This window comes from Enterococcus sp. 12F9_DIV0723 (assembly GCF_002174375.1).
Lineage (GTDB): Bacteria > Bacillota > Bacilli > Lactobacillales > Enterococcaceae > Enterococcus_A > Enterococcus_A gilvus.
The window spans coordinates 141,127-163,711 of sequence record NZ_NIBK01000003.1; the positions used below are offsets into that span (position 1 = coordinate 141,127).

At 36.1% G+C, this 22,585-nt stretch carries 21 protein-coding genes and 2 pseudogenes; all 23 read left to right on the forward strand.

All coding sequences use genetic code 11. From position 1 onward, the window contains the following. Positions 1–179 (forward strand): annotated as a pseudogene (locus A5868_RS19560) (AAA family ATPase); the annotation flags it as partial. A gap of 3 nt (positions 180–182) precedes the next feature. Continuing rightward, positions 183–2,423, forward strand: a complete 2,241-nt coding sequence (locus A5868_RS17965) for a S8 family peptidase (protein ID WP_047390540.1) — start codon at positions 183–185, stop codon at positions 2,421–2,423. A gap of 89 nt (positions 2,424–2,512) precedes the next feature. Then, entirely contained in the window at positions 2,513–3,895 is a 1,383-nt protein-coding gene (locus tag A5868_RS17970; RefSeq protein WP_047390539.1) for a nucleotidyltransferase, read from the forward strand. Position 3,896: 1 nt separating this feature from the next. Then, positions 3,897–4,817, forward strand: coding sequence for a hypothetical protein (locus A5868_RS17975; RefSeq protein WP_047390537.1), 921 nt, complete (start codon positions 3,897–3,899; stop codon positions 4,815–4,817). Between the two features lie 239 nt (positions 4,818–5,056). Continuing rightward, positions 5,057–5,239, forward strand: coding sequence for a hypothetical protein (locus tag A5868_RS17980; RefSeq protein ID WP_086303779.1), 183 nt, complete (start codon positions 5,057–5,059; stop codon positions 5,237–5,239). Then, positions 5,229–5,582 (forward strand): IS66 family insertion sequence element accessory protein TnpB, encoded by a 354-nt coding sequence (gene tnpB / locus A5868_RS17985; RefSeq protein WP_086303778.1) that lies wholly within the window; start codon positions 5,229–5,231, stop codon positions 5,580–5,582. Before A5868_RS17980 ends, tnpB begins: the two co-directional genes overlap by 11 nt. Before the next feature lie 121 nt (positions 5,583–5,703). Further along, positions 5,704–7,272 carry an IS66 family transposase gene (tnpC, locus tag A5868_RS17990; RefSeq protein ID WP_254908295.1) on the forward strand — a complete coding sequence of 523 codons (1,569 nt, stop codon included), beginning with the start codon at positions 5,704–5,706 and terminating at the stop codon, positions 7,270–7,272. Positions 7,273–7,464: 192 nt separating this feature from the next. Continuing rightward, positions 7,465–7,779: a YdcP family protein gene (locus tag A5868_RS17995; RefSeq protein ID WP_086306340.1), complete on the forward strand. Its 315-nt coding sequence runs from the start codon at positions 7,465–7,467 to the stop codon at positions 7,777–7,779. A 15-nt stretch (positions 7,780–7,794) separates the two neighbouring features. Then, complete coding sequence (locus A5868_RS18000) at positions 7,795–8,181, forward strand: YdcP family protein (RefSeq protein ID WP_254908404.1); 387 nt, start codon at positions 7,795–7,797, stop codon at positions 8,179–8,181. 75 nt (positions 8,182–8,256) lie between these two features. Next, positions 8,257–9,843, forward strand: coding sequence for a hypothetical protein (locus tag A5868_RS18005; RefSeq protein WP_254908416.1), 1,587 nt, complete (start codon positions 8,257–8,259; stop codon positions 9,841–9,843). A gap of 11 nt (positions 9,844–9,854) precedes the next feature. After that, the gene (locus A5868_RS18010) at positions 9,855–10,604 is read left to right on the forward strand and encodes a hypothetical protein (protein WP_086306342.1); all 750 of its coding nucleotides are present in this window, start codon (positions 9,855–9,857) and stop codon (positions 10,602–10,604) included. A gap of 67 nt (positions 10,605–10,671) precedes the next feature. Next, positions 10,672–12,063: an FtsK/SpoIIIE domain-containing protein gene (locus A5868_RS18015; RefSeq protein ID WP_086306343.1), complete on the forward strand. Its 1,392-nt coding sequence runs from the start codon at positions 10,672–10,674 to the stop codon at positions 12,061–12,063. A gap of 144 nt (positions 12,064–12,207) precedes the next feature. Continuing rightward, the gene (mobT, locus tag A5868_RS18020) at positions 12,208–13,446 is read left to right on the forward strand and encodes a MobT family relaxase (protein ID WP_086306344.1); all 1,239 of its coding nucleotides are present in this window, start codon (positions 12,208–12,210) and stop codon (positions 13,444–13,446) included. A gap of 42 nt (positions 13,447–13,488) precedes the next feature. Next, positions 13,489–13,710, forward strand: coding sequence for a hypothetical protein (locus A5868_RS18025; protein WP_001009056.1), 222 nt, complete (start codon positions 13,489–13,491; stop codon positions 13,708–13,710). 57 nt (positions 13,711–13,767) lie between these two features. After that, on the forward strand, positions 13,768–14,529 hold the full coding sequence (locus A5868_RS18030) for an abortive infection family protein (RefSeq protein WP_086306345.1): 762 nt from the start codon (positions 13,768–13,770) through the stop codon (positions 14,527–14,529). Between the two features lie 59 nt (positions 14,530–14,588). Beyond that, positions 14,589–15,086 carry an antirestriction protein ArdA gene (locus A5868_RS18035; RefSeq protein WP_086306346.1) on the forward strand — a complete coding sequence of 166 codons (498 nt, stop codon included), beginning with the start codon at positions 14,589–14,591 and terminating at the stop codon, positions 15,084–15,086. An 86-nt stretch (positions 15,087–15,172) separates the two neighbouring features. Beyond that, positions 15,173–15,565, forward strand: a complete 393-nt coding sequence (locus A5868_RS18040; RefSeq protein ID WP_086306347.1) for a conjugal transfer protein — start codon at positions 15,173–15,175, stop codon at positions 15,563–15,565. Beyond that, positions 15,549–17,999 (forward strand): ATP-binding protein, encoded by a 2,451-nt coding sequence (locus A5868_RS18045; RefSeq protein ID WP_086306348.1) that lies wholly within the window; start codon positions 15,549–15,551, stop codon positions 17,997–17,999. The genes A5868_RS18040 and A5868_RS18045 overlap by 17 nt, the downstream gene beginning before the upstream one ends. Further along, a complete protein-coding gene (locus tag A5868_RS18050; RefSeq protein ID WP_086306349.1) occupies positions 17,996–20,107 on the forward strand; it encodes a CD3337/EF1877 family mobilome membrane protein in 2,112 nt (703 codons plus the stop codon). The genes A5868_RS18045 and A5868_RS18050 overlap by 4 nt, the downstream gene beginning before the upstream one ends. Beyond that, on the forward strand, positions 20,104–21,108 hold the full coding sequence (locus A5868_RS18055) for a bifunctional lytic transglycosylase/C40 family peptidase (protein ID WP_086306350.1): 1,005 nt from the start codon (positions 20,104–20,106) through the stop codon (positions 21,106–21,108). Before A5868_RS18050 ends, A5868_RS18055 begins: the two co-directional genes overlap by 4 nt. 15 nt (positions 21,109–21,123) lie before the next feature. Next, positions 21,124–22,038: a conjugal transfer protein gene (locus A5868_RS18060; RefSeq protein WP_086306351.1), complete on the forward strand. Its 915-nt coding sequence runs from the start codon at positions 21,124–21,126 to the stop codon at positions 22,036–22,038. 97 nt (positions 22,039–22,135) lie between these two features. Next, a complete protein-coding gene (locus A5868_RS18065; protein ID WP_087654180.1) occupies positions 22,136–22,288 on the forward strand; it encodes a TetR/AcrR family transcriptional regulator in 153 nt (50 codons plus the stop codon). A 26-nt stretch (positions 22,289–22,314) separates the two neighbouring features. Then, positions 22,315–22,585 (forward strand): annotated as a pseudogene (locus A5868_RS19265) (TetR/AcrR family transcriptional regulator); the annotation flags it as partial.

Here is a 22,585-nt window from a genome sequence, read left to right on the forward strand (position 1 = left end):
TCAGTGATATAAATAACAGTTTTGATTATTTAAAAAGGCTATATAGTAGCTTAATTGGAAATCTTGACAAGACAACGGTTAAAAAATTACACAAACAAGGTTTTACAGTAAGAGAAATAGAAAAGTTAACTGGAGAGCCAAAAAGTACAGTATCGCGAAAGTTAAATGAAGGAGAATAATTCATGGCGAATAATGTGTTGGAATTGAGGGGAAAGAGATTTGTTCAAGCTGCTAGAAATATTACTGGTGGCGGCGCTAGCATGAATAGTAAAAAAGTAGTTACCTCTAAAGAGATTTTGAGATTGCAAACTAAAATGGAACAAATTCGAAATTTCTGGTTACAAGAAAACAGGCCCTTTAACGGAGTGTTAGTCAGTGTTCATTATAATAAAGTTGTAGCTAAAAGTAATCGAATTGGAGGTTTATTAAAAGGGAAAAAATCTGATACAGCGGTTGTTGGAGCAAAGTTTAATGACACTAAAACTAAGCATATAATTACTTATTATGTCAGCGATAAAGATTTAGAAAGGAGCATTAAATCTCTTAAAAGTGCAATTGATATTTTAAATAAAAAATTTGATGGGCAACTGAACAAAACAGTGTTTGATGATTACAAAAAAATGAATAACCTTTCTTTTAATAATGCAATTATGAGTAAATCCCTTTTTAAGCAAGTTATTGCAGATGTCTCCTATATCGAAGATTTTGAAATAGAATTTGCCTCACAACAGAGTCAAGGTAGTATCATTACACTTTATGATACTGAAATAGGAACAAAGGCATTACTAAAAAAATTAGGTATAGACATTCTGTCCAGCAGAATTATAGACGCTCAGACCATACTTTTAAACGAAAGTGAATTAGAACTTTTATTTGAGAAAGCACCATATCTTGTCTCAATGGCAACAACTGATTTATTAGAACTATCACCATCAGATTTTAATAATGTAGAGTCACAAAGCAAAATTTTTATTCCTGATCCCACCATAGAACCAACTATAGGGGTTATAGATACTTTATTTGATAATCGTGTTTATTTTAGCAAATGGGTTGATTATACTGAAATGATTAGTGAGGACTATCCAAGAGATTCCGATGATTATAGACACGGAACCGCAGTTTCGTCGATTATTGTAGATGGCCCACATTTAAATCCATGGCTTGAAGATAATTGTGGACGATTTAAAGTGCGTCACTTTGGCGTTGCGGCTGGGAAAAATTTCTCTTCTTTTACTATTATAAAAAGAATCAAAGAAATTGTTATGAGAAACAGAGACATAAGAGTGTGGAATATTTCTTTAGGCAGTAATCAGGAAATTAACGATAATTTTATTTCAGCTGAAGCTGCAGTGTTAGATCAGATACAATATCAATATGATGTGATCTTTGTTATTGCTGGGACTAATAAACCAAATGAAAAAATCAATAGAATAGGTTCTCCAGCAGACTCAATTAATAGTATGGTAGTTAATTCTGTCACTAAAGATGGCCTTTCTACAAGGTATGCTAGAAGAGGAATTGCTTTATCATTTTTTGCAAAACCAGATGTAAGTTATTATGGTGGAAGTAAAGAGCAATATATTAGGGTTTGTGAGCCTTTAGGAGAAGCAAATGTTGCAGGAACATCTTTTGCAGCTCCTTGGATCTCAAGGAAGCTATCTTATCTTATTGACATATTAGGACTAAATAGAGAAATTGCTAAAGCATTAATAATTGATGCAGCTAAAGGCTGGAATGATAAACCAACGCCAGAAGAAATTTCTTTATATGGCCATGGAACTGTTCCTATCAAAATAGACGATATCATAGAATCGAGTGATGAAGAAATTAAATTTTTAGTAACAGACACTAGCGAGAAATGGAATACGTATAACTATAGTTTTCCAATACCCCTTCAAGATGATAAGTACCCTTATATTGCAAGAGCAACTATGTGCTATTTTCCTATATGTAATCGAACTCAAGGTGTAGATTATACAAATACAGAGTTAAATATTCATTTTGGAAGAATAAAAGATGATGGGAAAATAAATGATATTAAAGGCGACAGACAAAATCAAGAAGAAGATTTGAATACAGAAAAATATTATCTTTTAGAAGGAGAAGCTCGATTGAATTTCCGAAAATGGGATAATGTTAAATATGTTGCTGAAAAGCCCAAAAATAGAATGAGACCTAAAATAGCATATAAAATGAACAAAAATTGGGGTATGGAGATCAAAACAAATAATAGATTAGATCCTGAAGATGGCGTTGGTCTACGTTTTGGAGTAGTTGTAACAATAAAAGAGATAAACGGTGTTAATAGGATTGATGAGTTTATTAAAAATTGTTATTTAAATGGTTGGATAGTTAATGAATTAGATATTCATGTTAAGCAAGATATTCATAAAAAATTGAATGAAGATATTGAATTTCAATAAATCTATTGAACAATGTTTAACTGTAGGGTGTAACGAAAAAAGTGTCTTCATGAAAAATCAATAAATAGAAATAAAAGGAGGGCTGATAAATGTATGATTGTTCAAAAGAATTTAATAAATTTTATAGAACAAAGGTTGTGTTGCCAGCAAAAGAACAAAATGAATTAAGGAAAAAACGAAAATTAAATATCAAGAGACTAAAGGATGGATTGATAGAATATAACGAAGAAAAAAATAAAGAATACAAAATTGCTGAGGAAAGAGTTCAAGGTAGCATGGCTATGCACACTATTACACAAAATGACGAAAGTGATTATGATATAGATGTTGGTATAGTATTTGAATCAGATAACCTCAATAATTTAGGACCTCTTGCAACCAGAAATATAGTCGCAGACGCATTAGAAAGAAAAACTAAACAATTTGCAGAAGAACCTGAGGTAAAAACAAGTTGTGTACGTTTAAAGTATAGCTCAACAGGTTATCATGTAGATTTTGCCATTTTTAAAAGATATAAAGAGTATTCATGGGATGATGAATATACTTACGAGCATGCTGGTTCAGAGTGGTCAATTAGGCATATTAAGGCACTAGAAGAGTGGTTTAACGAAGAAATAAAAAATGCAGGAGATGACTTAAGGAAAGTCATTAGATTATCAAAAATGTTCTGCAAATCAAGAGAAAATTGGGTGAACATGCCAAGTGGTTTAATTCAAACCATCTTAAGTGCCGAAAAACTTAACTCAAATTATTCTCGATTAGATGAAATATTCTACTATACTATGGATGCTATTGTAAATCGTTTGAGTCTATATTTGGAGATTGCAGCTCCAGTAGACAATGGAAGACCATTAGTAACTCGAGAAATTGACTATCAAAGAATGAGAAATTGGAAAAGTCGTTTAGAAACCAATTTGCAGAATTTAGAAATACTATTTGATGAAGATTGTACGTATAAAGATGCTATAAATGCTTGGTCGAAATTCTTTAATCACTCTTATTGGAATGAGTTATATTCGTCAACAGTAAAAGAAAGTTATAGTGTAAGTAAAGCGTACGATTTTGATGATACGGAAGAATTTATTGAAAATATGTATCCCATTTATGAACAATATGATGTAACAATTGATTGTAAAGTATCTGGTAACGGCTTCTCAGTAATGCCAATTTCAGATTATTTAGATAAATTTGCACCGATACTTAAAAGATTTATACCACATAACTTTTCTATTAAATGTAAAATTGGCTATACTAATTGTCCGTCCTACGATAGGATTTTATGGAAAGTTTTAAATGTAGGGACTGAAGCAGAACGTCGTAATGATATACGTGGTCAAATTCAAGATAACAGAGGCAATGAAATTACAGAGAATTCCAAATTCATTGGGGAACATTATATTGAATGCTATTTGATAAGAAACGAGGTATGCGTTGGTATTGGACATGTAGATGTTCCCATTGGAGGAAGTTGATTTGAGAGAATATAATTACAGCACAAAAATATTAAAAATGCTATCATTATTAATTCTTTGTATTATAGGAATACTATGCATAATCTATTTTGAAATTAATGAAAATTCTATTGGTTCAACTTTAGGAGGTTTAGTAGCAGGATTTCTGCTTCCATATCTTTTTCCAAGCATTGTTGATTTGACCGATAATAAGAATTGGAAATCGACTCAGCGAAAATTATTAAGAGCTGGTTTAGTACAAAAAGATACAAATATTAGAATTTCTTTTGCTTACTTATATAGAATAAAAATTGATGGTCGATATTTTTTAGTACAGAATACTAGAACAAAAAAATATCAGCCAGTCGGTGGTGCTTACAAATTCAAAATAGAAGAAGCAAACTATCTAGCAGAACATATTCCAGTTGAGAATGATAATCGAATTCCAGTAGATAAAATCACAAAAAGAGATTATAGATTATTGGTTAAGAGTAAATATTTGAGGAAATTTGTGAAAAGATTTGATAAAACCCCATATAGAGAGAATATAAATGACCTTAGCAGAGAGTTTTTTGAGGAAGTATTTTCAACAAGTATTTTAGATAAAAATGAGTTTGGAGATTTATCGTATAAATATTGTGGAAGACATATGACGAATGTTGAATATGGCAATGTATTTAATCATTATGAGTTACTTTTAGCAGATGTTGTTGAAGTTAGATTGACAGATAATCAAGAGGAGTTATTCAGAAATCTCATAGATAAAGACTCTATTAAATACCAATTTGCAACTTCTGATGAAATTAAGTCTTATGGTGTGGGATATGGAACTGATAAGCTAACAGATACTATTGCTAACCACACTCCAAAAATTCTGAGTGAAAATACAGACAAGTTAACACTGAGAAATAGACATGAAAAAGTAATCAAAATAAAAGTTTAATATACAGTGAGATATTAAAGAATTTCTATATTAGGTATAGGAAGGCGATAATATAATGAATGAGAGGAGAGTTTAAAAAAGACACTCCTTTTTCTTATTTAGGCGTTCAAGAATGAACGTCTATTTTTTTACGCAATTTTGAAAGGAAGTGAGTAAGCGCCGTATACCAGAGTACCTAAAAACAAAGTCCACCTTCGATTATACTTTGAGTACAAAGAAAAATCGGAGGTGGTTTCTTTATGAAGGAAAACCGAGAAGTGGTTCAAATCGCTTTAGAAAAACAAACGTCCAATAAACGAGTGGCACCGGCAAAAGTTGCGGTGAGAATTAAGACTGACTCACAAGATATTTTTGTGTACAACGGTGCGAGTCACTATCTCGTACAAACTGTATTGAAAGAATTGATGCCTCATGTTTCTTGATTACAAACAAGTTAACCATCTGTTCATCGTTTGTGGAAAGACAGACTTACGTAAAGGAATTGATGGACTCGCGTCCATTGTTCAACACGAATATCAGTTAGATGTGTACGACAATGCCCTCTTTCTTTTTTGTGGTGGTCGACAAGATCGTTTCAAAATGTTGTATTACGATAAAGACGGTTTTCTTCTTTTATACAAACGATTAGATCAAGGAAAATTACGATGGCCAAGAACAAAAAAAGAAGTTCGCTGTCTCACGCACCAACAAATTCGTTGGCTATTAGAGGGCTTGAGTATTGATCAGCCACGAGCAATTCGTGCAGGAAAACAAGGTGTATTCTAGTCGAAAGAAAGAAGATGGGAAATGCAAGAAACGTTGATTTCATGCGATTTACATCTTTTTTTTTTAGTATGTTCATGGTATAATAATAACATCAAAAACAAACAGAAAGTGGTGTATAACGTTGTCAAATCAATCAAATGAAACTGATAAAAATAACGAAACAACCACACAATTAGTCACGATGCTTCAAGAACAAATGACCATCAATCAAAAGCAACTTCAAGTAAACGAAGTACTCACACAAGAAGTGAAATTACTTCGAGAACAAATTGCTTACTTAACCAATAAACTGTATGGGAAATCCAAAGAATCGTTGCCGGAATCATTGTCAGGGCAATTAAGTTTGGATTTATTTGGCGAGCCTGTGGCTCCACCTTCCATTCAGGAAGAGGAAATTTCTGTCCAACCACATAAACGGAAAAAAGGGACAAAGTCAAAAAAGTTGAATGACTTCCCAACAAGGGAAGTCCATTGCGAACTAACTGAAGAAGAACGACACTGTCAACAGTGCGGAACAACTATGAGCGACATGGGTATAAAAAAATCCCGCGAAGAAATTGCTTTTCATCAAGCTCGCATTGAGACACTACAATATGTGCAACATAGTTATTGTTGTAAAGCATGTGAACGTGTCGGAGACACTTCCTTGAAAAAAGCACCTGTTCCTAAACCGCTTCTTTCCAATAGTCTAGCCTCTCCGAGTCTTGTCGCAGAAACCATGTTTTTGAAATTTATTCAAAAAGTACCGGCTTATCGCCAAGAAAAGTATTGGCAACAATTACGTCTAGATATTTCTCGAGACAATATCACTAACTGGCATATACGCGTAGGACAAGATTTTCTTTCGATACTAGTGGAACGTTTGCATCAAGAACTGGTGAAGCGAACCATCGCTTACGCCGATGAAACGACTTACCGAGTGCTAGAGAGTCAAAAACAGAACAATTATTACTGGGTGTTCAGTACCTCGAAACAAGAGGAAGATCCGATCGTCCTATATCATCATAGTGAATCACGAGGGAATGATGTGCCCAAAAATTTTTTGAAGAACTTTCAGGGATATCTCCACTGTGATGGCTATTCTGTTTACGATGGTTTAGCGAACGTTCTTCCTGTTCGCTGCTTAGCACATGTCCGTAGGAAATTTCACGAAGCATTACCAAAAGAACTGGGAGAAACAATCCATCCAGCGGCCTATGTTTTGGATGCATTCAAAGAATGCTTTAAAAAAGAGAAAGCTTGGAAAGATCTTTTACCGGACGAGCGATTGGAAAAACGCCGGAAAGAATTACGGCCGTTACTCGATCAACTCTATGCCTATGTGGAGACGATTCCTGCCGTTCCTAAATCAAAGTTGGAACAAGCAATTGAATACATGTGTAAGCATCGAGAATCAGTGGAACACGTCTTTGAGGATGGTCGCTTAGAATTAACGAACAACCAAAGTGAACGTTTCGTCAAAGAATTGGTTATCGGTCGAAAAAATTACCTATTTTCGTCGAGTTTAGCCGGTGCCCAAACTTCAGGTTATATTCTAAGTGTGATGAAAACAGCAGAATGGAACGAGTTAAATCCGACAAGATATCTTCAATACTTATTTGAAGAATTGCCCAATCTGCCGGTGTTAACAGCGGATTACTTAGACGACTATTTGCCTTGGTCGAAAACGATCCAAGAAAAATGTAAATAATAAAAAAGACGACTTAGCCTGATTGTATGATAACAATCGGGCTAAAAGTCGTCTAGGTACTCCACTATTCGGCGCTTACGGAAGTGATACTACGAAACCAGAAAAACAGGAAAATAAAGGTCGTTCCCCACCGTGTAAGACTGTCAAGCAAATGAGATTCATTCAACAAAAAAAGAAAGGATAGGGAAAAATATGGAACTTAAATTTGTCATTCCCAACATAGAAAAAACATTTGGCAATTTAGAATTTGCTGGCGAGGATAAAATCCTACAGCGAAGAATCAACGGACAGCTTACTATCTTATCACGAAGCTATAACCTCTATTCAGATGTACAACGTGCAGATGATATTGTGGTGATACTTCCTGCTGAAGCTGGCGAAAAACATTTCAGCTTTGAGGAACGTGTTAAGTTAGTCAATCCACGCATTACCGCTGAGGGCTATAAAATAGGCACTCGTGGTTTTACCAATTACCTTTTACATGCTGACGACATGGTAAAAGAATAAAGAAAGAGAGGAAAAATGATGAGATTAGCAAATGGCATTGTATTAGATAAAGACACGACTTTTGGAGAACTAAAGTTCTCTGCTCTACGTCGTGAAGTTAGAATCCAAAATGAAGACGGATCGGTTTCAGATGAAATCAAAGAACGTACCTATGACTTAAAATCCAAGGGACAAGGACGTATGATTCAAGTAAGTATTCCTGTCAGCGCGCCTTTGAAAGAATTTGATTATAATGCACGGGTGGAACTTATCAATCCTATTGCGGACACCGTTGCTACTGTCACCTATCAAGGAGCAGATGTTGATTGGTATATCAAAGCAGATGACATAGTCCCAAAAATAAATACCAAGAAAATAGATACTGAAGATAAGAAAAATAATTCACTCAATAAAAAGCAGTAAACATGCCTCTTGTTGAGATATATAATTATTGCAAGTATAATTATATAAAAACGATTGAGGTGGCTAAATGTGGAAATGAGTGATTATATAAATTGGTGGGAGTCGAATAAGGAAACTGGGTTAGAAGATCTAAATGAACAATTTTTAAAACTATTTCCTAAAGCAGATTTCTTACCATCAATTTACCACCCAATTTTATATAAATATCTTAAAAACGACCAAATAAAACATTGGAATAATGACGTCTTTTCTTTTTCTAAAAATAAAATTGAAGAGATAGAAAGTGGTCTGGGAAAAGATGCCATGTCGTCAACCTTACTAGCTAACTTCCACCTCCTAGTCTATGCTTATGAAAGTTTGTTGGACATAGAAGAAAGAATAATACTAATGAATAGATTTAAAGGTAGTGAGGAACTTAAAGCTAAGATATTTAGCATTAGCTTATATAATGATTTGTTGAATACTGCCTTCAGTAACATCTTGAAATTATTTATCGAATTTCAAAGTGTAATTGAAAAGAAAAATCTTTATCAAAAAAATTTAAGACCTCAAATAGAATGTCTTAACAAAAGGGGTTATTCGCAGATCACTAATTTAGCCGATTCAAATATTCGAAACGCAATTTCTCATGGCGGTGTAAAAGCTGATGGGTCAAAAATGATATTCTCATATCGAGAGGGTCCGAAATACCTAACTCAAGAATCTACGGTATATCAGTTTAAAGATTCTTTGCTACAACTCTATGATGGAGTTTCAGCCATAGTATTAAGTTGGATTAATTATTTATGTGAAGAGAATATAACTTACAATGAGGTGTATCAAAATCTGACAGTTCATGAAGATACTTCGTTATTCTTCGAAAGGCTCTCAATGTCTACACTACTAACTTCTTGTGACAAAGTATATCAGTTGGACATAAATAATGACACTGGGAAAAGGCAGCACGTAAATGTTGAATATACGGGCGTTGATTTAGATATTGATTCACGGATTTTTCTAGGATTATATTCAGCAGAAAGAGTGTTCCAATTAAGGGAATTATCCCCAAATGATACTGTCATGGTTTCGTTCCATTCGCCGAGAGTCATTACCTCATTTTTTACAGTTAAAGGTATTGTGCTTAACGATTTAACAAATGGAACAATAGAGTTAGATGAAGCTTGGAAACGTGTAGTTAGTGATAAAAATGTGATGATGTTCCCAATTAACGATGAAAAAAGAAATGAATTTGAAGATTCGTTTCGTTATTATCCTGATATAGAAACAGAGGATTATCGGATAACTGAAATTGAGGATATTAGTGTAGAGGATAAAAAACGTTTTAAGGCTGTTGTTTATCTAAAACGAGCTAAAAGACCAAATCATGTGAAATCAGCTGTGGAAGAAATTGTTAGCCAGCTTAAAATTTTAGAAAACTATGGATTCAGTTCAAATAAAGTAAAACATGGGACTATGGACGCTGATATACTTTATATAGTTCTATACAAACAAGAGTTACGTCGTGGAAAAGATAGGGCATTGTTCCCAAACAATAATAATTTCATAGCACAGATTCAGTACGATGTAGAAATGACATTTCCAATTCGCAATGGTCTTGTAGACCCTCACCTAAAATTAAGACGCGAAAAAGAAATAGAGTATAATTGGAATCCAAATTTTTAGGAGGTGTTGTCATGGCAATGTATGTATATAAGGATAGACAAAGAAAAATAGAATTTCTTGCAGAAGATGCTTTAAAACAAGATATGGGTATACGTTATTATTGTCCAAATCCTAATTGTGATGCACATATGTATTTATGTGGTGTTGATGGATTAGCAACTGCTTATTTTAGCGCAAATAGACGAACGTTCCCTCATGTAGAGAAGTGTGATTACGGTTCATCAAATAGTTTTAATCCCAACAATTCTGATGAAAGCTTATTTGATTTTGAGAGGGTAATTGAAGATATGCTAAGACCAACTAATCCTACAAAGAAAGACAAATCATCTAACGCTCATAAAACAGGTGATCGCAATTTAAAACCATTGCGCACAATTCGTCAAGTCTATGATATGTGTGTAGCCCACTCCTGTACTCAAACATATAATAACAAAGCTATTGGACAAATGCTCTTAGATGATAGAAGTGAGTATATGTATCCTAAAGGAGTTTTTGGACACAAAATTATTAAAGCAAAAACCAAAACTGGTGGTTTTTACAATGCTGAAAAACAAGAAATTTATTTAGTTGCCCCGAGTTCAGAGAAATATGAATTTGTTTTGAAAGTTTCAAATGATGAATTATTTCGCTTTTTTAGAGATAGTTTATATAATAATCGAGATAAATTTATAATCGTAGCTGGAAAATGGGGTTCTTATGGTAAGTTCAACTTTTTTCAAACAAATATAACCAGTAAACGACAAATCAAAATAATAAAATAAGTGATTTCTAGCAGTTAGTCTATTAAAGAGTGACTGCTTTTTCCTACATAAGAAAGGACGTGATACAATTTTCAAACGTAGAGGAAAACGAATCCGAGCTAGCGACAAAAGCCTAGTCTATCACACTGTACTAGCAGGATTCGGCTTTATATTCTTGTTGGTGATAATACAGTTTCATCTATCGTCACTTATAGCGGTAGATTGGCAGAACAATACTATGGACAGTCTTATCCAACAATTTCAAATACCGTATTTATGGGGTAGTGTAATAACTGCCCTTTTTGTATGCTTAGTTATCGGCATTCTTTATTACCGATACCGCATTGATTCTGTTAAGCAACTATATCACCGTCAAAAGCTGGCGAAAATGATTTTAGAAAACAAATGGTATGAATCAGAACAAATCAAAGCAGAGAGTTTCTTCAAGGATAGTGCCAGTCAGACAAAAGAAAAGATAATCTATTTCCCAAAAATTTTCTACAGGATGAAAAATGGTTTAATTTATATTCGAGTGGAAATTACACTAGGGAAATATCAAGACCAACTCCTACACTTGGAGAAAAAATTAGAGACTGGTTTGTACTGTGAGCTAGTTGATAAAGAACTTAAGGATTCCTATGTGGAATATACCTTGCTCTATGACACCATAGCTAATCGGATTTCGATTAATGAAATGCAAGCGAAAAACGGTAAACTACGCCTAATGAAGAATATCTGGTGGGAATATGACAAACTCCCTCACATGCTGATTGCTGGCGGTACTGGAAGTGGAAAATCCTATTTTATTTTAACGTTGATTGAAGCGTTGCTTCATACTGATTCAAAGCTGTATATCCTTGATCCGAAGAATGCTGATCTTGCTGATTTAGGTTCTGTGATGGCGAATGCCTACTACAAAAAAGATGATATGCTTTCCTGCATTGATCGTTTCTATGATGAAATGATGGCACGAAGTGAAGCCATGAAAAAGATGGACAATTACAAGACAGGCGAAAACTATGCTTACTTAAGACTTCCAGCCCATTTTCTTATCTTCGACGAGTATGTTGCCTTTATGGAAATGCTAGGAACAAAAGAGAGTACCGCAGTTCTAAATAAACTAAAACAAATTGTTATGTTGGGTCGTCAAGCAGGATTCTTTCTGATACTAGCTTGTCAAAGACCTGATGCAAAATATTTAGGCGATGGAATCAGAGATCAGTTTAATTTCAGGGTAGCGCTTGGAAGAATGTCTGAAATGGGTTATGGCATGATGTTTGGTAATGACGTACAAAAAGATTTTTTCTTAAAGCAAATTAAAGGGCGAGGTTATGTCGATGTGGGAAAAAGTATTATATCAGAGTTTTATACGCCCCTTGTACCAAAAGAACATGACTTTTTAGAGGAAATCAAGAAATTATCCAACAGCAGACAGGACACGCAGGCGACGTGCGAAGCGAAAGTCGCAGGTGTGGACTGATCTTGCTGGCTGGTGTGGCGCAAGCCACGCCAGCACTTAACCCCCCGTATCTAACAGGGGGGTACAAATCGACAAACAACAGATTTAAAAATTGAATAGTTCCCTTTGGTTACAGGGGAATTAAAGAATACAGGCAGTTGTCAAATGAGCTTCAAAAAGTTGACATCTGCCTTTTTGATTGGAGGGATAAAGCTGATTCAAGAAAAAAACGGACAGAAACTACAGAAAACCCGCTTGGCTTGCGGTCTTACTCAAAATCGCTTGGCAGTGGCTACAGGTATTACAAGGCAGTATCTAAGTGATATTGAAACAGGCAAAGTCAAGCCATCAGATGATTTACAACAGTTGCTTTGGGAAACACTGGAACGCTTCAATCCCGACGCTCCTTTAGAAATGCTGTTTGACTATGTACGGATTCGCTTTCCGACAACAGACATTCAGAAAGTCGTTGAAGAAATCTTACGATTAAAACTAACCTACTTTCTTCATGAAGATTACGGTTTTTATTCCTACTCAGAACATTACCACTTGGGAGATATATTCCTACTCTGCTCTCATGAGCTGGAAAAAGGTGTTCTGGTGGAATTAAAAGGACGTGGGTGTCGTCAATTTGAAAGTTATCTTTTAGCACAAGAGCGGAGCTGGTACGAATTTTTTATGGATTGTCTGGTGGTAGGTGGTGTGATGAAGCGTCTTGACCTTGCCATCAATGACAAGACAGGTATTTTAAACATTCCAGAGCTGACAGAAAAATGCAGACAGGAAGAATGTGTTTCCGTCTTCCGCAGTTTCAAAAGCTATCGCAGTGGCGAACTGGTACGTAGAGACGAAAAAGAATGTATGGGTAATACGCTCTATATCGGTTCATTACAAAGTGAGGTCTATTTCTGTGTCTATGAAAAAGATTACGAGCAATACAGGAAAAACAATATTCCCATTGAAGACGCTGACGTGAAAAATCGCTTTGAGATTCGATTGAAAAATGAGCGTGCTTATTATGCAGTCGTTGATTTATTAACCTATGGCAATCCAGAAAAAACAGCCTTTAAGATTATTAATCGTTATATCCGCTTTGTGGATAAAGACGAAAAAGCTCCACGCTCTGACTGGAAACTGAATGAACACTGGGCTTGGTTTATTGGACACAACAGAGAACAGTTAAAATTAACCACCAAACCAGAGCCTTATTCATTCCAGCGGACTTTAGGCTGGCTTTCCCATCAAGTCGCTCCCACTTTAAAAATGACGATACAACTTGATGAGCTGAATCAGACACAGGTTATCAAAGACATTCTCGACCATGCGAAGCTGACAGAACGACATAAGCAGATTTTGAAGCAACTGTCGGCAAAAGAACAGGACGTGATAACTGAAAAAACTTAACTTAAATATAGATTCATTGAATACAGAGAGGAGAACAATTTTATGAATTTCGGACAAAACCTTTATAACTGGTTTCTATCAAATGCTCAATCACTGGTACTTTTAGCAATCGTTGTGATTGGGCTTTATTTAGGCTTCAAGCGTGAGTTTAGCAAACTCATTGGCTTTTTGATTATTGCGATTATCGCAGTTGGCTTAGTCTTCAACGCTGCTGGTGTAAAAGATATTTTACTTGAACTATTTAATCGAATTATTGGTGCATAGCTCATATCCTTCATGATAGAATAAAATTACATATTTTATTGTGAAGGGAGAGACAGAATGTTTACCGATGACCAGTTTAAATTGCTTTTAATTAAAACATTAGAAAGAAACAAATCTTCGGATTATAGCAAATCAATTAATGACCTTATTTCCAAAATAAAAGTATCCAATATAGCATTAGATGAGACAGGGGATTTTACCTATTATCAAGGATATCAAATGGGGTGGAATACTCTCTGTACTTATCTTAGAATGAAAGTACCTTTTGATGATTTAGATTTTTTTGAAAGACATAAAGATTTAATAACTAAAACAGCAAGTTCCATATATGATAAACAAGGTGACAATGTATTAGTAGATACTATGTTCACACCTCTTCCGGAAGATTATAAGGTAATCGACTTTAGTCAAATAAAAATTAGTCAAGTAGTTTCTCAAGCGATTGAAGATGCAGAGTTTTTCATGAGTAATGGAGAGTATCAACGTGCTTTTGATAGAGTTCATACTGCTTTTCATGGTTACTTAATTGAAATTCTAAAAAAATATGGGATTATAGCTTCCAAAGACGAAAATCTTTCTAAATTATATAACAGCGTACAGACATTAATAGAAACAGAAATTGAACCTGTAGAAATTGCTAATTTAGTAAAGACAACAATAAGGTCATCAAATGGCATGATTAATGCTCTTAATGAAGTAAGAAATAGGCATTCACTTGCTCACCCCAATACAAATATTATTGGAAAAAGAGAAGCAAAATTAATTATAGGTATTGCAAGCACAATTACAGATTATATCAGCGGATACCTCGATAAGTAGCGTCATTAACTGACTGCTACTTTTTTTATGCTCAAATTTAAAAGAAAAGAAGTGAAAATATGGACGATATGGCTGTATATATTGCGAATTTAGGTAAATACAACGAGGGAGAATTAGTCGGAGCTTGGTTTACCTTTCCCATTGACTTTGAGGAAGTCAAAGAAAAAATCGGCTTGAATGATGAATATGAGGAATACGCAATCCATGATTATGAAATGCCTATTCCAGTGAGCGAATATACTTCCATTGGCGAACTCAATCGCCTATGGGAGATTGTATTGGAACTGCCAGAAGAACTGCAATCAGAGCTACCCTCTCTACTTACTTATTTTTCAAGCCTTGAAGAATTAAGTGAACATCAAGAAGACATTATCATTCACTCGGATTGTGATGATATGTCTGATGTGGCTCGCTACTACATTGAAGAAACTGGAGCTTTCGGCGAAGTACCAGCTAGTCTTCAAAGCTATATTGATTATCAAGCCTATGGTCGTGATTTGGAACTTTCGGGAACATTCATCACAACCAATCATGGGGTTATTGAAATCATTACTTGAATCTGTTGGTACATTGCTACTGACAGATTTTCTTATTTTAGGGGTAGTCCATCGGCTATCCCTTTTTTTATGAAAGGGCTGATTATATGAAAAAAATACGAAGTTATACCAGTATCTGGTCGGTGGAAAAAGTCTTGTATTCCATCAATGACTTTAAACTTCCATTTCCGATTACTTTTACTCAAATGACATGGTTTGTGGTGTCCATCTTTGCAGTTATACTTCTTGGCAACTTACCACCGCTCTCCATGATTGAGGGAGCATTCCTCAAATACTTTGGACTACCACTGGCTTTCACATGGTTTATGTCCACAAAAACCTTTGATGGCAAGAAGCCTTATGGATTCTTGAAGTCTGTGATTGCGTATGTCCTAAGACCAAAGCTGACCTACGCAGGAAAGAAAGTAACGCTTGGCAAGAATCAACCACAAGAAGCCATTAGCGCAGTAAGGAGTGAATTTTATGGCATATCCAATTAAATACATTGAAAATAACTTGGTCTGGAACAAAGATGGCGAATGTTTCGCCTATTATGAGCTTGTTCCCTACAATTACTCGTTTTTAAGTCCAGAACAGAAACTACAGGTGCATGATTCCTTTCGACAGTTAATCGCACAAAATCGTGATGGGAAGATTCAAGCTTTACAGATTAGCACGGAATCCAGTATTCGCTCTGCACAGGAACGCTCTAAACAGGAAGTTACTGGCAAGCTAAAAAACATTGCCTATGAGAAAATCGACCAGCAGACAGAAGCCCTTGTTTCTATGATTGGCGAAAATCAAGTGGACTATCGTTTCTTTATTGGCTTTAAGCTTCTGCTCAACGATCAAGAGTTTTCTATGAAGAATCTTACCGTTGAAGCAAAGAATGCACTATCTGATTTCGTTCATGATGTAAACCATAAATTGATGGGCGATTTTGTGAGTATGAGTAATGATGAAATCTTACGTTTTCAAAAGATGGAAAAGCTACTGGAAAACAAAATCTCTCGTCGCTTTAAGATACGAAAACTTGAAAAAAATGACTTTGGCTATCTGATAGAACATCTCTACGGACAGACAGGGACAGCCTACGAAGATTATGAGTATCATCTATCAAAGAAGAAGCTGGAAGATGAAACCTTGATTAAATATTTTGACCTTATCAAACCTACTCGCTGTCTGGTGGAAGAAAAACAGCGATATTTAAAAATCCAACAGGAAGATGAAACGGTTTATGTGGCTTACTTTACCATTAACAGTATTGTGGGAGAACTGGACTTTCCATCTTCTGAAATCTTCTACTACCAGCAACAACAATTTACCTTTCCTATTGATACGTCAATGAACGTGGAAATTGTGGCAAACCGTAAAGCACTTAGTACGGTAAGGAATAAGAAAAAGGAACTCAAAGACCTTGATAACCATGCTTGGCAAAGTGACAATGAAACCAGCTCCAATGTGGCAGAAGCCTTGGATAGTGTCAATGAACTAGAAAACAGTTTAGACCAATCCAAAGAATCTATGTACAAACTCTCTTATGTGGTTCGGGTTTCTGCTAATGATTTGGACGAGTTGAAACGTCGCTGTAATGAAGTGAAAGACTTTTACGACGATTTGTCTGTGAAGCTGGTTCGCCCTTTTGGGGATATGCTGGGTTTACATGAAGAATTTTTACCTGCCAGCAAGCGTTATATGAATGACTATAATCAGTATGTAACCTCTGATTTCTTAGCTGGTCTTGGTTTTGGTGCTACTCAAATGCTGGGCGAAAATGAGGGGATTTATGTGGGTTATAGCATAGATACAGGAAGAAATGTTTACTTGAAACCTGCCCTTGCCAGTCAAGGTGTCAAAGGCTCTGTAACCAATGCGTTAGCTTCGGCTTTTGTTGGTTCTTTAGGCGGTGGTAAATCCTTTGCGAATAATCTTATTGTCTATTATGCGGTGCTTTATGGGGCACAAGCAGTGGTGGTTGACCCTAAAGCAGAACGTGGTAGATGGAAAGAAACGCTTCCAGAAATTGCTCACGAGATTAACATTGTGAACCTCACTTCTGATGAGAAAAACAAAGGACTGCTTGACCCTTATGTCATTATGAAAAATCCAAAAGATTCTGAATCACTGGCGATTGATATTCTGACATTCCTTACAGGGATATCTTCACGAGATTCTGACCGATTTCCCGTGCTACGAAAAGCGATTCGTGCAGTAACCAATAGCGAAGTGCGTGGACTTCTCAAGGTCATTGAGGAATTGCGTGTCGAGGGAACTCAAATAAGTACCAGCATGGCCGACCATATCGAGAGCTTTACCGATTATGACTTCGCTCATCTGCTTTTTAGTGATGGCACAGTGGAACAATCTATCAGTTTAGAAAAGCAACTCAATATTATACAGGTGGCGGATTTGGTACTGCCAGACAAGGAAACCTCTTTTGAGGAATACACCACAATGGAGCTTTTGTCGGTTGCTATGCTGATTGTCATAAGTACCTTTGCGTTAGATTTTATTCATTCAGACAGAAGCATTTTTAAAATTGTGGATTTAGACGAAGCATGGAGCTTCTTGCAGGTGGCACAAGGAAAAACCTTATCTATGAAGCTGGTTCGTGCTGGACGTGCTATGAATGCAGGAGTGTATTTCGTAACCCAAAACACAGATGACCTCTTAGATGAAAAACTGAAAAATAATCTTGGTTTGAAGTTTGCCTTTCGTTCCACTGACTCGGGCGAGATTAAAAAGACCTTAGCCTTTTTTGGCGTTGACCCAGAGGACGAAAACAATCAGAAGCGATTGCGTGACTTAGAAAATGGACAGTGCCTTATCAGTGATTTATATGGTCGTGTCGGTGTGATACAGTTCCACCCAGTCTTTGAAGAATTGTTACATGCCTTTGATACCAGACCACCTGTGAGAAAAGAGGTGTCATGATGTTACAGAAATTAAAATCAAACTGGACGCTTAAACGTCTAGGCAAAGTGGCAATGACAGTGGCTGTAACGCTTGTGATTGCCATTTTACTTTTATCCATGCTTGGAACAGTGGTTCAAGCTGCTGGGCTGGTAGATGATACCGTCGATGTGGCGAATGAATACAGTAAATACCCTTTAGAGAACTATCAGCTTGATTTTTATGTTGATAATTCTTGGGGCTGGCTACCGTGGAATTGGTCGGACGGAATCGGAAAACAAGTCATGTATGGCTTATATGCCATTACTAATTTTATTTGGACAATCAGCCTCTATCTATCCAATGCAACAGGCTATCTCGTTCAAGAAGCCTATTCCCTTGACTTCATTTCATCAACAGCGGATTCCATAGGCAAGAATATGCAGACCTTAGCAGGTGTCACAACCAGCGGACTTTCGACAGAGGGTTTTTATGTTGGCTTTCTTTTAATCTTGATTTTGGTGCTGGGTGTCTATGTGACCTACACAGGACTGATGAAGCGAGAAACCACAAAGGCGATTCATGCCATTGTCAACTTTGTCATGGTCTTTGTTTTGTCGGCTTCTTTTATTGCCTATGCTCCCGACTACATTAAGAAAATCAATGACTTTTCATCAGATATCAGTCAAGCCAGCTTATCACTGGGAACAAAAATTGTCATGCCCCATTCAGACAGTCAGGGCATAGACAGCGTGGACTTAATCAGAGATAGCTTGTTTTCAATACAGGTGCAACAACCTTGGCTATTGCTTCAATACAATAATTCAGACATGGAAAGTATCGGAGTGGAACGTGTGGAAAGTCTGCTTTCAACCAGTCCAGCTACCAATAATGGCGAGGATAGAGAAAATATCGTTATTGAAGAAATTGAGGATAGAAACAATACCAATCTAACCATCACGAAGACGATAAACCGTTTAGGTACGGTCTTCTTCCTCTTTATCTTTAATATCGGGATTTCAATATTTGTCTTCCTGCTTACGGGTATCATGATTTTTTCGCAGGTGCTTTTTATCATCTATGCCATGTTTCTACCTATGAGCTTTATTTTAAGTATGATACCGTCATTTGATAGTATGGCAAAACGAGCCATTACAAAACTATTTAATACCATTCTAATGAGAGCAGGAATTACTCTTATTATCACGATAGCCTTTAGTATCTCGACGATGCTCTACAGCTTATCGGATGGTTATCCATTCTTCTTAATAGCGTTTCTACAAATAGTAGTATTCGCAGGCATTTACTTCAAGCTGGGCGATTTAATGAGTATGTTCTCACTACAAAGCAACGATTCCCAAAGTGTGGGAAGTCGTATCATGCGAAGACCTCGTATGCTTATGCACGCACATATGCACCGATTACAGCGTAAACTTGGACGTTCAATGACAGCTCTTGGTGCTGGTTCTGCCATTGCCAGTGCGACAAGAAAACAAGGACAGTCGGGTTCGGGTAGCTCTGCAAGGACACAAGCAGATCACACCCGACCAGACGGACAGGAAAAATCAACACTTGGCAAACGTATCGGACAGACAATCGGAACAGTGGCAGATACCAAAGATAAGATTGTTGATTCGACTGGTAATCTCAAAGAACAGGTTCAGGAGTTGCCGACTAATGCCAGATATGTCCTCTATCAAGGAAAATCTAAAGTGAAAGAAAATGTTCGTGACTTAACGAGCAGTATTTCTCAAACTAGAGCAGATAAATCCAGCGGACGTAAGGAACAGCAGGAGCAAAGACGTAAAACAATTGCCGAGCGTCGCGCTGAAATGGAGCAAGCAAAACAGCAAAAACAGTCGGTTTCTAGTGTTCATGAAAGACTAATCACAAGGCAAGAGAAATCCAATGAGGAACAGTCTGTTAGACAAACTACAGTACAGGATTCACACATGGAATCTCAACAGGAACGACCAACAATGAAGCCAGCTTCTTCAACTACAAAAGCTGAAAAGCAACATGAACTCATTCAAGAAAGGACAGCTCAAAAGCCTATAGTTTCAACAGTTCAAAGAGTTAAAAACTTAACCATTAAAAATAGACCATCTATTAAATCCGCCACAATAAAGCGAAAGAATAAAAAGCCATGAAGCTAAAATATCTTGTAATTGGCTTTTCTGGACTGTTTATGATGGTATTTTCCTTGCTTCTTTTTATCGCTATTCTCTTTTCAGATGAACAGGATAGCGGATTTTCTAACATTCAAACTGGCGGTGTGAATGTGTCCGCAGAAGTATTGGCTCATAAACCGATGGTAGAAAAGTACGCTAGAGAATATGGCATTGAAGATTATGTCACCGTCCTGCTGGCGATTATTCAAGTGGAATCTGGGGGTACAGCGGAAGATGTCATGCAATCATCAGAATCCCTTGGACTTCCAACAAACAGCCTTAGTACAGAAGAATCCATCAAGCAAGGAGTGAAGTATTTCAGTGAGCTTCTAGCCAACAGTGAAAGACTGGGAACTGACTTAGAATCAGTCATTCAGTCCTATAACTATGGTGTTGGCTTTTTGGGGTATGTTTCCAGTCGTGGCGGTAAGTATTCCTTTGAACTGACTCAAAGTTTTTCAAAGGAGGTTTCGGGTGGCGAAAAAGTTTCTTATCCCAATCCAATCGCTATTCCCATCAATGGGGGCTGGCGTTACAACTATGGGAATATGTTTTATGTTCAACTTGTAACTCAATACCTCATTACACCAACACAATTTGATGATGAGCTGGTACAAACTATCATGAATGAAGCACTTAAGTACGAGGGTTGGAAGTATGTTTATGGTGGTGCAAATCCTAACACATCTTTTGATTGTAGTGGATTAACACAATGGACATACGCGAAAGCTGGAGTTGAGCTACCACGAACAGCACAACAACAATATGATGTGACACAACATATTCCGCTTTCAGAAGCAAAAGCTGGCGACTTAGTCTTCTTCCATTCTACCTATAATGCTGGGGATTTTATTACACATATAGGAATTTATCTTGGCGATAACCGAATGTTTCACGCCGGTGATCCGATTGGTTATGCAGACCTCACAAGCGCATACTGGCAACAGCATTTAGTGGGATCAGGAAGAATCAAACAATAAAGAAAGGACGATTCAATGATGAAATTCAGAAAAAATCAGAATAAAGAAAAACAGATTCCAAAGGAAAATAAACCTCGTATCTATAAAGTCAATCCTCGTAAGAAGATTGTGAGTGGTTTATGGGTTTTACTGGCACTTAGTTTTAGTTTCGCCATATACAAGAACTTTACAGCGATTGATACTCATACCGTTCATGAAACCAAAATCATAGAAAAAGAGTATGTCGATACCCATAAGGTGGAAAATTTCGTGGAGAATTTTGCGAAGATTTACTACGCTTGGGAGTTAGATGACAAATCTATTGATAACCGTATGGAAAAGCTCAAAGGCTATTTAACAGATGAGCTTCAAGCTCTCAATGTTGATACGGTTCGTAAGGATATTCCTGTGTCTTCTTCTGTGAGAGATATTCAGATGTGGACGGTTGAGCCTACAACTGATAATGCCTTTGATGTGACCTACAGTGTAGACCAACTTATTACAGAGGGCGAAAACAAAAAGACTGTTCAATCTGCTTATGAATTGAGCGTCAATATAGATAGTTCTGGCAATATGATTATTGTTAAAAATCCAACGATCACGAGTATCCCAACAAAGTCGAACTATCAATCAAAGACAAAAGAAAGTGACAGTACGATTGATTCCGCTACAATCAGCGAAATCAAAGATTTCCTTACTACTTTTTTTAAGTTTTATCCAAAAGCAACAGCTAATGAACTTTCTTATTATGTGAATGAGGGTGCTTTGAAGCCTATCGGCCAAGACTATATCTTTCAAGCGCTGGTTAATCCAATTTATAATCGCAAGGATAATCAAATTATGGTGTCACTGGCAGTAAAATATCTTGACCAGCAGACCAAAGCAACGCAAGTATCTCAATTTCGTATGACACTTGAAAAAAAAGAAGATAACTGGAGAATAATCAATTGATAAATATATAGAAAACTATTGCATAAGCTTAACAATAGCAGTACAATATGAATGAATTGATTATTATATTCATTCATATTGTTGAAAGGAGATTTATATGCGTATCGAAAAAAAAGTTATTTTACAAGTTGCACACGATATATTTTTAGAAAAAGGATATAAAAAAACAAATATTTCAGAAATAGCAGCAAAAGCAAGGATAGCTGCTGGCACATTTTATAAGTTTATGTACAAGAAAATGAGAAGGTAAGAAAAGATTTAATTAGTAACCTTAATTTGGATAATTTATCAGTAGATCAGTTACTTGAAAATATTTTTGAGTACACACTTGACAAAGTTACGAATAACAAAATTTTAGCAGAATGGAATAATCACGCAATTTCTAATGTACTTCACCAATATTACGCTTCAGATGTGGGCAAACAAAATAACACATTTAATGTTTTTTTGACAAAAACATTACGAAATATACTTAAAGAGAAAGAATTTGATGATGATAATATTGATGAATTAATGAGAGTATACGATTTAATTTACTACTTAGATA

What these genes read in the sequence shown, in the direction of transcription:
- A5868_RS17965 (WP_047390540.1), top strand. Translation starts at nt 183, where the DNA reads ATGGCGAATAATGTGTTGGAATTGAGGGGAAAGAGATTTGTTCAAGCT.
- A5868_RS17970 (WP_047390539.1), top strand. Translation starts at nt 2,513, where the DNA reads ATGTATGATTGTTCAAAAGAATTTAATAAATTTTATAGAACAAAGGTT.
- A5868_RS17980 (WP_086303779.1), top strand. Translation starts at nt 5,057, where the DNA reads ATGAAGGAAAACCGAGAAGTGGTTCAAATCGCTTTAGAAAAACAAACG.
- tnpB (WP_086303778.1), top strand. Translation starts at nt 5,229, where the DNA reads ATGTTTCTTGATTACAAACAAGTTAACCATCTGTTCATCGTTTGTGGA.
- A5868_RS17995 (WP_086306340.1), top strand. Translation starts at nt 7,465, where the DNA reads ATGGAACTTAAATTTGTCATTCCCAACATAGAAAAAACATTTGGCAAT.
- A5868_RS18000 (WP_254908404.1), top strand. Translation starts at nt 7,795, where the DNA reads ATGATGAGATTAGCAAATGGCATTGTATTAGATAAAGACACGACTTTT.
- A5868_RS18005 (WP_254908416.1), top strand. Translation starts at nt 8,257, where the DNA reads ATGAGTGATTATATAAATTGGTGGGAGTCGAATAAGGAAACTGGGTTA.
- A5868_RS18010 (WP_086306342.1), top strand. Translation starts at nt 9,855, where the DNA reads ATGGCAATGTATGTATATAAGGATAGACAAAGAAAAATAGAATTTCTT.
- mobT (WP_086306344.1), top strand. Translation starts at nt 12,208, where the DNA reads ATGAGCTTCAAAAAGTTGACATCTGCCTTTTTGATTGGAGGGATAAAG.
- A5868_RS18025 (WP_001009056.1), top strand. Translation starts at nt 13,489, where the DNA reads ATGAATTTCGGACAAAACCTTTATAACTGGTTTCTATCAAATGCTCAA.
- A5868_RS18030 (WP_086306345.1), top strand. Translation starts at nt 13,768, where the DNA reads ATGTTTACCGATGACCAGTTTAAATTGCTTTTAATTAAAACATTAGAA.
- A5868_RS18035 (WP_086306346.1), top strand. Translation starts at nt 14,589, where the DNA reads ATGGACGATATGGCTGTATATATTGCGAATTTAGGTAAATACAACGAG.
- A5868_RS18040 (WP_086306347.1), top strand. Translation starts at nt 15,173, where the DNA reads ATGAAAAAAATACGAAGTTATACCAGTATCTGGTCGGTGGAAAAAGTC.
- A5868_RS18045 (WP_086306348.1), top strand. Translation starts at nt 15,549, where the DNA reads ATGGCATATCCAATTAAATACATTGAAAATAACTTGGTCTGGAACAAA.
- A5868_RS18050 (WP_086306349.1), top strand. Translation starts at nt 17,996, where the DNA reads ATGATGTTACAGAAATTAAAATCAAACTGGACGCTTAAACGTCTAGGC.
- A5868_RS18055 (WP_086306350.1), top strand. Translation starts at nt 20,104, where the DNA reads ATGAAGCTAAAATATCTTGTAATTGGCTTTTCTGGACTGTTTATGATG.
- A5868_RS18060 (WP_086306351.1), top strand. Translation starts at nt 21,124, where the DNA reads ATGATGAAATTCAGAAAAAATCAGAATAAAGAAAAACAGATTCCAAAG.
- A5868_RS18065 (WP_087654180.1), top strand. Translation starts at nt 22,136, where the DNA reads ATGCGTATCGAAAAAAAAGTTATTTTACAAGTTGCACACGATATATTT.